Genomic DNA, 11,840 nt, shown 5'->3' with positions numbered 1-11,840 from the left:
AAGGCCGCTCAATGCGCCAATTGACCTTAACAGGGATTCAAGCAATCCAAAACGCTCTGAACCAAAGACCACGAAAGATTCTCAACTATCAATCGGCAATCGCAGTCCTGCCAGACTTTGATTAACCAGACCAATAACTAAGAATAGGTCGGAAGTGTTGCACTTGATTTGACAATTCGGGTAACAAAAAATATGTTAAACCACTTAAAGTATATTAACATAGTTCTCCTTTATTTAAATTCAAGATTCTGATTTTACGCAAAAATGGTAAAATCTGTGACCAAGATAAGTCTTCGTAAAAATTAGTATAAATATGAATAAAATAATTATTGTAGAGATCCTCTTTTTAAATCAATTGAAATGTGTAGTAATTGTAAGATTTGCGATATATCGTTATATCTATAACTTTTACAAAATAAGTTCATTAAATATATCTTGATTTTTTGATTACTAGATGGTAATAAAATTTTATGTTATATTTAGCTTATTGATTTTATACACCCAATATTCATATCAAAACTAATATAATGGGAGAAATAGTTTTTAATTATGAAAGAAAATTTAAAAAGAAGTAGTCTCATCGGTCTTGTCGGCATTTCGTTGATTGGAGTAACTGCATTGACAAATGAAAAGACAGGAGCTGTTCGTGCTGATTCTGAAGAGGAAAGTACCGGTTCTTCAGTTGTTTTATCACCGAATAGTGAAATTGGACCAGGATTCTATTCAAATGTCTCTCAAAATTCGAGATTTTCTAGTCGAATGGCGATGAATACTCAGTCATTTATTGACCAACTTGCACCAGGAGCAATTGATGGCAGGACCAAATATGGTGTGTTACCTTCAGTCTCGATTGCCCAAGGGATTCTGGAAAGTGGTTGGGGAAGGTCAGATCTAGCATCAGTTGCAAATAATCTCTTTGGAATTAAAGGATCATATCAAGGCCAATCTGTAATTGTGCCAACACAAGAATATATTAATGGTAATTGGACTACTGTCAATGCACAATTTAGAAAGTATCCAAACTGGTCGGCTAGTGTTGAAGATCATGGCAATTTTCTATATGTAAATCCACGCTACAGTAACTTATTGGGTGTAAAAGAATATCAAACAGTTACAAGATTATTACAGGAGGATGGCTATGCTACTGCTCCTACTTACGCTGCAACATTGAATCAAATAATTGAGGAGAACGGCTTAGTAAAGTATGATCAGAGTATTGTCTCAGCAAGCTTAGGCTCATTAGATAAATTTTCTTATAGCGATAATGCTATTACTGCTCAGGGGTGGCATGCGGATAATGCGTCGGCTGAATATCCGTATAGTTTTTTAGTTTTTACAGATGTTGACTCTGGGAAACAGTACAGGCAAGAGCCAATAAATCGTACGGTACGGGTGGATGTTGCTCAGGCTTATCCTGACATTACTAATACTTTGAACAGCGGCTTTTCGGTATCCTTGCCTGTTAGTCCAGATATGTATGGACACACATTTAAGGTGACATCAAGATATTCCAAAAATACCGATGGTTCTGGAACTAATTTGGATTATAATTTTTCTGGTAGTGTTACCATACCTCGTTTAGGTAGTGAAAATAAGGCTAGCCTAGATAAATTCACCTCATCAGGTTCTTCATTAAACATGAGTGGCTGGCATGCTGCCGATAAAGCAGAGGGACGTCCGTATCATTTTCTCTTTTTAATGGATGCCACTACAAAAACTGAACTAAAGAGAATAAATGTAACGAATCTTAGTCGGCCGGACGTGGGAAATGCATATCCTAATATATTTAATTCTGGAAATAGTGGGTTCAAGGCTAGTATGAGTATTGTCCCTGAATGGTGGGGCAAGAAAGTTTATGTTATGAGTCGATACTCAAGTCGCTCCGATGGAAATGCAGATTATGTGGATTATGATTTCGATAAACAAAATATGATTATCCCGCAACCTCAAGAAAATAAGGCTTGGCTTGATAATTTTAGTGTTTCTGGAAGTTACGTAAATATGACCGGTTGGCATGCTAGTGACCTTTCTTATGGGCGATCATTGCATACTTTGATTTTGATGGACGCAACTACGGGTAAGGAAATTGAACGTAAGCATACAATTACCGTTGAGCGCCCGGATGTAAAAAGCGTTTATCCAAATTTGTATAATGCAGATAAGAGTGGATTTAAGGATAACTTTGTAATCAGTCAGAAGCTTTCAGGAAAGAAGATATATTTAATCAGTCGTTATTCTAATCCTAACGGGAACGCAAGCGACTATGTAGATTATGTCTTTAATAAACAAGTTATTACTATTCCGAAGCGAGATAAAAACATAGCTTCTCTCGATTCGGTCGTTCAAAATGGATCAAATCTAATTATTAAGGGCTGGCATGCCAGTGATTTAGCGGTTGATCATAATTATCGTTATTTGTTTATTATGGATAAAAAAACAAATGTTGAGCTTAAACGTGTTAAAATAACTAGTGTAGTTCGGCCTGACGTTGCATCAGCCTATCCAGATTTATTTGGTGGTAGTACAAGCGGTTTTAACTTGACTGTTTCACTCGATAATCTTAAAGGAAAGTCTGTGTATTTAATGACTCGGTATGCAACTGATAGTTTAGGAAATGCGAATTCAGTTGATTATTCATATGCGAAACAAGGCTTCACTATTAAATAAATGGGTTAGTCTTAGTATTGATTAATACTATCTTTTCAAGGAGTGAAATTAAATGGAAAATATCATCGTTACAGGTGGTGCGGGATTTATTGGTTCTAACTTTGTCCATTATGTGGTCAATAATCATCCTGAGGTTCATGTCACAGTTTTAGATAAATTAACTTATGCAGGGAATCGGGCCAACCTTGCCGGGTTACCAGCTGATCGGGTTGAATTAGTGGTTGGTGATATTTGTGACGCCGAGTTGGTTGACAAATTGGTTAGCAAAGCTGATGCCGTTGTGCATTACGCAGCTGAAAGCCATAATGACAACTCATTAATTGATCCATCACCATTTATCCAAACTAATATTGTGGGGACTTATACTTTGTTACAAGCTTGCCGCAAGTATGATGTTCGTTTTCATCATATTTCGACTGATGAAGTTTATGGTGATTTGCCATTACGTGAAGATTTACCAGGTCATGGTGAGGGTGTTGGTGAGAAGTTTACGCCAGAATCACGTTATAACCCAAGTAGTCCTTATTCATCGTCTAAGGCTAGTTCAGATATGTTAGTTCATGCTTGGACTCGTTCATTTGGCTTAAGGGCGACTGTTTCTAATTGCTCGAACAACTATGGCCCTTATCAACATATTGAGAAGTTTATTCCTCGCCAAATCACTAATATTTTAAGCGGTATTCGTCCTAAACTTTATGGTAGTGGTAAGAATGTCCGTGATTGGATTCATACTAATGATCATTCTCGCGCCGTTTGGACGATTTTGACTAAGGGTAAGATTGGTGAGACTTATTTAATCGGTGCTGACGGTGAAAAGGATAATAAGACAGTTCTTGAGATGATCCTTGAATTAATGGGTCAACCTAAAGACGCTTATGATCACGTTAATGATCGCCCTGGCCATGATTTACGTTACGCGATTGATTCTACTAAATTACGTGAAGAATTAGGCTGGCAACCAGAATACACTGATTTCTGTACAGGGTTACAACATACCATTGATTGGTACACTGAACATGAAGATTGGTGGCAGTCTGAAAAGGCTGCTGTTGAAGCTAAATATGCCAAAAATGGTCAATAAATATTAATTGTTTCTAAAAAACAGACATCAAATCGGTGTCTGTTTTTTGTTATTCTTAAAAATGTAGTATTATTAGTAGTGGTTAGTTTATTTTACGAAAATGACTAGGAGTTTGATGAAAATATGAAAATTTTAATTACTGGGGCCAATGGTCAACTGGGAACTGAATTACGGCATTTACTTGATGAACGTGAACTTGCTTACACAGGTACAGATGCTCAAGATTTGGATATCACCGACGAAGCAGCCGTTAACGAATATTTTACTAGGAATCAACCGAAGATTGTTTTTCATTGCGCGGCTTATACCGCCGTTGATGCCGCTGAAGAAGAACCTGGCAAATCAATTGATTATAAAGTTAATGTAATTGGGACTCAAAATATTGCCCGCGCTGCAGAAAGTGTTGGGGCGACATTATTTTATGTTAGTACCGATTATGTTTTTGACGGTACTAATGATCAAATGTACACCGAAGAGACGGTCCCTGGTCCTAAGAATGAGTATGGTCGGACTAAGCTGGCTGGCGAGCAAGCGGTAGCTAGTATTATGAGTAAATATTATATTATTCGTACTTCTTGGGTTTTTGGTAAATATGGCAAGAATTTCGTCTATACAATGCTAAAATTGGCGGAGACTCATGATAAGTTGACAGTTGTTGATGATCAACAGGGGCGGCCAACATGGACTCGGACATTGGCTGAGTTCATGTTGTATGCCTTAGATCATCAAGTGCCTTATGGTTTATATCAATTATCAAATGATAATTACTGTACTTGGTATGAATTCGCTAAAGAAATTTTAAAGAATCAGTCGGTTGAAGTTACACCAGTTAGCTCGGAACAATTTCCTCAAAAAGCTTATCGACCACGGCATTCAATTATGGATCTTAGCAAGACTAAAGCAACTGGGTTTGAAATCCCAACTTGGCAAGAAGCTTTGGCTAAGTTTATGAAGCAGATTGATTAGGACAAAAAGATGACTAATAATGCTCAAATGCAAGTTACCGTTAGTATCGTTACTTACAATAGTCAGTATATTTTTAAAACGTTAGATAGTTTTAAACCAATTTTAGCAGCGTTGCCGGTCGTAATCGTTGTTCATGATAATGGTTCTAATGCTGATTATGTTGCAAAATTGCAGACTTATGCTTCGCCACAAATTAAAATTATTGCCTCTGGTGAGAATCTGGGCTTTGGCCACGGTCATAATGCAACGTTGGCCGACACGACTACACCATTTTTCTTAATTTGTAATCCTGATATTATTGTTAATCAGACGGCTTTTGAAGCCATGTATCGAGTGCTGCAAGCTGATACGAAACAAAAATTTGGTATGTTAACTCCTAAGATAGTTGGACCTAGTGGTGACGTGCAATATTTAATTCGTCGGCGTTTAGATGTTTTCGATTATATGCTACGTTTCGTACCCTTTAAATTTGTTAAACGACTCTTTAATAAACGTTTAAGCCATTATGAATGCCGAGATTTAGCTGATATCCAACAGCCGATTAACTATGGTTCTGGAGCTTTTATGTTTACTAGGACGTCAGTGATTAAGAAAATTTCTGGTTTTGATGAACGATTCTTTATGTATTTTGAAGATAATGATTTATGTGATCGGATTCGACAAAGTGGTTCTGAAATTATTTATGTACCAACCGCCGTTGTAACTCATTTCTACGGAATGGCTTCACATCGCAGTTTTTCTGGATTTAAAATTTTTATGCGTTCAATGCGTCAATATTTCCATAAGTGGGGCTGGCGCTTCTTCTAGATAGTTTGGATAGACTGATTTATTGTGAATCAATAAGTTTTAAGTTAAAATTTAACTATTATTACTCAATTAAAAAACATTGCCCGAGGTGCGGTCATGCAAAAGATTTATCCCGATGATAGCTTAATGCTACATACGGATCTTTATGAATTAAATATGATGTATTCTTATTGGAAGGAAGGCATCAATAAGCGTCATGCGGTTTTTGAAGGCTATTTTCGTAAGATTCCTTTTGAAAACGGCTATGCTATTTTTGCGGGCTTGGAGCGAATTGTCCGTTATTTAGATGGCTTCAAGTTTAGTGAATCGGATTTGGCTTATTTACGCGAGCAAACTGGCTTTCCTGAGGATTTCTTAACTTATTTAGCGGAAATGAAGTTTGAATGTACGATTCGCTCATCTCAAGAAGGCGATTTGGTTTTCAATGAAGAACCAGTCATTCAGGTTGAGGGGCCGTTGGATCAGTGTCAGCTGTTAGAAACGGCGTTGCTGAATATTATTAATTTCCAGATTCTAGTGGCAACTAAAGCGGCTCGGGTTAAATCGGCGGCTAATGGTGATCCAGTTTTGGAATTTGGTTCGCGGCGGGCTCAAGAAATGGATGCGGCAATTTGGGGGACGCGGGCAGCTTATATTGGTGGTTTTGATGCCACTAGTAATGTTCGCGCGGCCAAAATTTTCGGTATTCCCGCTAGTGGCACGCATGCCCATGCGTTAGTCCAAGTTTATCAAAATGATTATTTAGCTTTTAAAGCTTATGCGGAAACACATCGTGATTGTGTTTTCTTAGTCGACACTTATGATACCATCCGTTCTGGTGTGCCCAGTGCGATTCGCGTTGCCAAAGAAATGGGCGATAAAATTAATTTTCAGGGCGTGCGGATTGATTCTGGCGACATGGCCTATATTTCTAAGCGAATTCGGCAACAGCTTGATGATGCTGGTTTCCCTGACGCTAAAATTTATGCTTCTAACGATTTAGATGAGAAGACAATCCAGAACTTGAAGATGCAGGGCGCTAAGATTGATGTCTGGGGCGTGGGGACAAAAGTAATCACTGCCTTTGATCAACCAGCCTTAGGTGCGGTTTATAAATTAGTCTCAATTGAGAATAGTCAAGGTCAGATGGTCGATACCATTAAATTGTCTAGTAATGCGGAAAAAGTTAGTACCCCAGGCAAGAAACAAGTTTGGCGGATTACTAATCAGCGTAAAAATGACAAGTCTGAAGGTGACTACATTACTTTGTGGGATGAGAGTCCATTAGCCCATGAAGAATTGTTTATGTTCCATCCGAAGTTCACTTACATTAACAAAACCATTCATGATTTTGATGCAGTACCAATTTTGAAAGATATCTATATTGATGGTCATTTAGTTTATGACTTACCTAATTTGGCAATAATTAAAGAACGAACAACTAAGAATCTTGATTCGTTGTGGGATGAGTATAAACGCGATTTAAATCCTCAAGAATATCCAGTTGATTTGTCGCAAAAACTGTATGATCATAAGATGAATCATATTGCTCGGATGCGCCAAATGGTCGCTAATATGAATAATGACGGCGAAGGTCATCATAACCATTAAGTGGATTGGTCATACTTGGTTAGTGCAAGTTTAATTAAAAAAGGATAAGGAAGTTTTCGTGATGCGAGCCTTACAAGCCCAGATTATTGCAGTTGAAAAAACAAAACCAGAAATTGATCCTGCCGTGGAAGTCCGCCGCTCAGTTGACTTTCTGAAGAAATATTTGCGGGCACAACCATTTTTAAAAAGTTATGTGCTTGGTATTTCCGGTGGTCAAGATTCAACCTTAGCTGGCAAGCTGGCCGAAATAGCAATTTCTGAATTGCGTGCCGAAACAGGTGATACGGCTTATCAATTCTATGCGATGCGCTTACCTTATGGCGTTCAGGCTGATGAAAGTGATGCGATGGCCGCAATTGACTGGATGCAAGCTGATCAGGTTGTTCGTGTTGATATTCAGCCTGCAACGGAAGCAATGTTAGTCGAATTGACACAACAAGGACAAACCATTACTGACTTTAACAAGGGCAATATTAAGGCCCGGCAACGGATGATTGCACAGTACGCTGTGGCTGGTGCTCATGCTGGTGTTGTGGTAGGAACTGATCATGCGGCAGAAAATATTACTGGTTTTTACACGAAGTATGGTGATGGTGGTGCTGATGTTACACCGTTATATCGCTTGAATAAACGTCAGGGCCGAGCATTGCTACATTATTTGGGTGCACCAACACATTTATACGAGAAAGTGCCAACGGCTGATTTAGAGGATGATCGTCCTGAATTACCAGATGAGGTTGCGTTGGGGGTCACTTATGACCAAATTGATGACTATCTTGAAGGTAAAACTGTACCTGATGCTGCTGCCGAGAAAATTGAACAATGGTTTTTGAAGACGCAGCATAAACGTCATCTACCAATTACGGTGTTTGATACATTCTGGGAACCAAAAGCATAGTCAGGTTGAATAACCAATGATGTTGCGCAAGTCGGATAGTTGCTATCTTCGGATCGGTGACAAGGTCAGGTGATGAAAAAGTTAGGTGACCTGAACTTTCTGATTGCTTTATCAGAATTGTTTTAGTATACTGAATTTATAACAAGGGAGTAACTGGCGGCATTGTCCGTGACAAAACCATCAACAAGACAATAGTTCTGGTTTTGACTTAATTAGTGAGACTTGTACGTGGTTTTTGCGTGCGGGTCTTTTTTTATTCCCACGTCCAAAGAGGAGGAATTTTTGTTGGTTGGTAAAGACGAGTCGAAGGTAGCACGAGTTTATGCCTTGTCCAAGTCGGCACTTTTTAAACAGTTTCAGACGAGTGATCAAGGTCTGAGTAATGAGCAAGCAAAGCAGCGGTTGATTGAAAATGGTCCCAATGCTTTAGCTCAAGCAAAACGGAAGAATATTTTCCAACGATTTTTCGATCAGTTCAAGGATTTTATGATTCTAGTTTTACTAGTAGCGGCCCTGGTTTCTGGGGTGGTTGCTCATGAGTGGCCTGATGCTTTCTTAATTTTGGCAGTGGTTATTATTAATGCCGTTTTCGGTGTTTTCCAAGAATCTAAAGCTGAAGAGGCAATTGATGCTTTGCGAGAAATGGCGACACCAGAAGCTCATGTCCGTCGTAGCGGTAATATGGAAACAATCAGTAGTGAAGACTTGGTTGTTGGGGATGTCGTCCTTTTAGAAGCAGGCGATATTATTCCAGCCGATTTGCGATTGATTGACTCTGCTTCCATGAAGGTTGAGGAATCAGCTTTAACTGGTGAGTCTGTGCCTGTTGAAAAGAATGCTGAGGTACTGGCGGATGAAGAAGTGACAATTGGTGATCGGACTAACATGGCCTTTATGAACAGTAATGTGACTTATGGCCGTGGTGTTGGTGTGGTTGTTGGTACTGGCATGAATACCCAGGTTGGTCGCATCGCCGGCATGATTAATGCTGCTGACGAGACGAGTACACCATTGCAAGATAATTTAAATTCTTTAGGTAAGACACTAACGTGGCTCATTTTAGCCATTGCCGCTATTATTTTTGTGGTGGGGATTGTTAATAACCATGATGGTTTACCAATGGACCAATTAGTGATTGAAATGTTATTGACGGCTATTTCCTTGGCCGTTGCCGCTATTCCAGAGGGCTTGCCAGCAATCGTCACGATTATTTTAGCTCTGGGGACAACGCGAATGGCTAAGCGTCAAGCATTAGTTCGTAAATTGCCAGCCGTTGAGACCCTAGGTAGTACTGATATTGTAGCCTCTGATAAAACTGGGACTTTGACGCAAAATAAAATGACTGTTGAAAAAGTTTTCGAACATGGTCATTTAGTTGAAGCAAAGGAACCGATTGCAGCAGATGACAGTACCTTGAAAGTGATGACTTTCAGCAATGATACTAAGATTCAATCTGATGGTCAGTTAATTGGTGATCCAACCGAAACAGCCTTAATTCAATTTGGGCTAGATCATGATTATTCGATAGAAGCAGCCTTGGCAAAAGAACCGCGAGTTGCTGAGGTGCCATTTGATTCAGAGCGTAAACTAATGTCAACAATCCATCAATTGGCTAATGGCCAGTTCTTTGTAGCCGTTAAGGGTGCACCAGATGAATTATTAAAACGAGTGACGAATATCGAAACAGCTCCTGGGGACGTTCGCGAGATGACAGGCAAAGATCGTAATCAGATTTTGGCGCAGAACAAGGGCATGGCTACTCAAGCGTTACGTGTTTTGGGTATGGCCTACCGGATAATTGATCAATTGCCAGCTGAGCTAAATTCAGAAACAGTTGAAAAAGAATTAACCTTTGCTGGCTTAGTCGGCATGATCGACCCCGAACGTCCTGAAGCTGCTAAAGCTGTTGCTGATGCGAAGAAGGCCGGCATTCGACCAATTATGATCACAGGTGACCATCAGGATACGGCTGAAGCTATTGCGGCCCGCTTAGGCATTATTAAGGCCGGTGACGATGATGCTGTGATTACTGGTGCACAGTTGGATCAAATGACTGATCAAGAATTCGATAAGAAAGTTAAAAACTATTCAGTTTACGCACGTGTTTCGCCTGAACATAAAGTTCGAATTGTTAAGGCTTGGCAAGACCAAGGTAAAGTTGTTGCCATGACTGGTGACGGTGTCAACGACGCCCCAGCTTTGAAATCGGCCGATATTGGTATTGGGATGGGGATTACTGGTACTGAAGTTTCTAAAGGTGCTAGTGATATGGTACTGGCTGACGATAATTTCGCCACAATTATTGTGGCCGTTGAAGAAGGTCGGAAGGTCTTTGCCAATATTCAAAAATCAATTCAGTATTTGTTATCAGCTAACTTAGGTGAAGTTTTAACTTTATTTATGATGACACTAATGGGATGGGACATTCTCAAACCGGTCCAATTATTATGGATCAATTTAGCAACTGATACTTTCCCAGCGATTGCCTTAGGGGTCGAGCCAACTGAACCGGGCATTATGGATCATAAACCACGTGGTCGTAAATCTAATTTCCTTAGTGGTGGTGTTGGCTCCTCAATTATCTATCAAGGTATTCTTGAAGGAATGCTGACGTTAGGTGTCTATGGGCTAGCCATCATGTTTCCTGTGCATGCGTCAAACGATGCCATGCACGCGGATGCTTTAACGATGGCCTATGCAACATTAGCACTGATTCAATTGTTCCATGCATTTAACGTGAAGTCGATTCATCAATCAATTTTCAGTGTCCATCCATTTGCGAACAAAATGTTTAATATTGGTGTGGCGACTTCATTTATCATGGTTGCCTTAACGATTGTTGTACCAGGATTTAATAGCCTTTTCCATGTAACTGAATTAAACGGCATTCAGTGGTTAATGGTCTTAAGTGCTGGCATCTTGATGATTGCCATCGTTGAATTGGTTAAATTGATTCAACGACGGACAAATAAGGACTAATGACTGCTTAGAATAATAATTAAATAGTTCAACAAAAATAGTCGGTGTGATTGTCACACTGGCTATTTTGTTTGCCTGGGTTAGTTCCAACAATGTGCGCTAGCTCGCTTCTAGCTGAGGAAATTTGATAGTTTAAAACTAAAATGGTGCCAAGACTTCCCCAATTAAGGGTTGGTGGTGGCTGGGCGATTAAGAGGGCGTGGAACATGGTGGGCGTTGATTTGAGCTTACTGCTTTCAGCAACAAGCTCAAATACAAGCCTTATTCTAACCGCTGAAGCGTCAAGAATAATTTCACCGTTGACGCCAATCGCCCAGCCACCAGGATAAACTAACAGAATTGATTACCACTGTTTGGAAAAACAGATAGTGATAAATTTAAAGCCAATTTGATAATCTTTTGAGGTTGTGAAACTTGACTGCCATGAGGCCAATCGCTGGGTCCGCCTTGATTAAGAAGTTAAATTCAGCACTACTGATAGAAAAAAGGTTGATATGAACAAATAGCTAGGATGGAAATTTTTTTGGATTTAAGAAATCGGAATAAGATTTAAATGGCAATCAGCTAATTTAATTTTGCTATTCAGATTTCATCACAATCTAACTGAGTTGGGTGTGCTATAACTGCTGAACTAAAGTGAGCCATTTCTGACCATTAATTTTGAGCTACTTCTACTAATTGCTCCAATACAATGAAGATAGACATTGTTCTGGAGGTTGAAAAGGTGAAGAAATTGGTATTGAATTCAAGAATTGTTTATATTTATAAATTCGCCGGATTTAAAATTGAAGTGCAACACCTAAATGACTAGACCAAAAAGGCCATGAAGACCTATTCTTATAGTTACCACAC

The 11,840-nt window shown here is 39.3% G+C and carries 7 protein-coding genes and 1 pseudogene; all 8 read left to right on the top strand.

Going from position 1 to position 11,840, the window contains the following annotated elements; all coding sequences use genetic code 11:
• A pseudogene (locus EKM81_RS11680) lies at positions 1–125 on the top strand (IS30 family transposase); the annotation flags it as partial.
• A 424-nt stretch (positions 126–549) separates the two neighbouring features.
• Entirely contained in the window at positions 550–2,667 is a 2,118-nt protein-coding gene (locus EKM81_RS10445; protein ID WP_125651441.1) for a glycoside hydrolase family 73 protein, read from the top strand.
• 52 nt (positions 2,668–2,719) lie between these two features.
• Positions 2,720–3,748, top strand: a complete 1,029-nt coding sequence (rfbB, locus tag EKM81_RS10440) for a dTDP-glucose 4,6-dehydratase (RefSeq protein WP_125651439.1) — start codon at positions 2,720–2,722, stop codon at positions 3,746–3,748.
• Between the two features lie 123 nt (positions 3,749–3,871).
• The gene (gene rfbD, locus EKM81_RS10435) at positions 3,872–4,714 is read left to right on the top strand and encodes a dTDP-4-dehydrorhamnose reductase (RefSeq protein ID WP_125651437.1); all 843 of its coding nucleotides are present in this window, start codon (positions 3,872–3,874) and stop codon (positions 4,712–4,714) included.
• A 9-nt stretch (positions 4,715–4,723) separates the two neighbouring features.
• Positions 4,724–5,521 (top strand): glycosyltransferase family 2 protein, encoded by a 798-nt coding sequence (locus EKM81_RS10430; RefSeq protein ID WP_191987273.1) that lies wholly within the window; start codon positions 4,724–4,726, stop codon positions 5,519–5,521.
• A 96-nt stretch (positions 5,522–5,617) separates the two neighbouring features.
• Positions 5,618–7,111, top strand: a complete 1,494-nt coding sequence (locus EKM81_RS10425; protein WP_125651435.1) for a nicotinate phosphoribosyltransferase — start codon at positions 5,618–5,620, stop codon at positions 7,109–7,111.
• A 61-nt stretch (positions 7,112–7,172) separates the two neighbouring features.
• The gene (gene nadE / locus EKM81_RS10420; RefSeq protein ID WP_125651433.1) at positions 7,173–8,009 is read left to right on the top strand and encodes an ammonia-dependent NAD(+) synthetase; all 837 of its coding nucleotides are present in this window, start codon (positions 7,173–7,175) and stop codon (positions 8,007–8,009) included.
• A 285-nt stretch (positions 8,010–8,294) separates the two neighbouring features.
• Positions 8,295–10,988, top strand: a complete 2,694-nt coding sequence (locus EKM81_RS10415; RefSeq protein WP_125651431.1) for a cation-translocating P-type ATPase — start codon at positions 8,295–8,297, stop codon at positions 10,986–10,988.
• Positions 10,989–11,840: the final 852 nt, after the last annotated feature.

The organism is Lapidilactobacillus gannanensis (assembly GCF_003946675.1).
GTDB classification, from domain to species: domain Bacteria; phylum Bacillota; class Bacilli; order Lactobacillales; family Lactobacillaceae; genus Lapidilactobacillus; species Lapidilactobacillus gannanensis.
This window is presented reverse-complemented; position numbering and strand designations above follow the sequence as displayed.

What these genes read in the sequence shown, in the direction of transcription:
- EKM81_RS10445 (WP_125651441.1), top strand. Translation starts at nt 550, where the DNA reads ATGAAAGAAAATTTAAAAAGAAGTAGTCTCATCGGTCTTGTCGGCATT.
- rfbB (WP_125651439.1), top strand. Translation starts at nt 2,720, where the DNA reads ATGGAAAATATCATCGTTACAGGTGGTGCGGGATTTATTGGTTCTAAC.
- rfbD (WP_125651437.1), top strand. Translation starts at nt 3,872, where the DNA reads ATGAAAATTTTAATTACTGGGGCCAATGGTCAACTGGGAACTGAATTA.
- EKM81_RS10430 (WP_191987273.1), top strand. Translation starts at nt 4,724, where the DNA reads ATGACTAATAATGCTCAAATGCAAGTTACCGTTAGTATCGTTACTTAC.
- EKM81_RS10425 (WP_125651435.1), top strand. Translation starts at nt 5,618, where the DNA reads ATGCAAAAGATTTATCCCGATGATAGCTTAATGCTACATACGGATCTT.
- nadE (WP_125651433.1), top strand. Translation starts at nt 7,173, where the DNA reads ATGCGAGCCTTACAAGCCCAGATTATTGCAGTTGAAAAAACAAAACCA.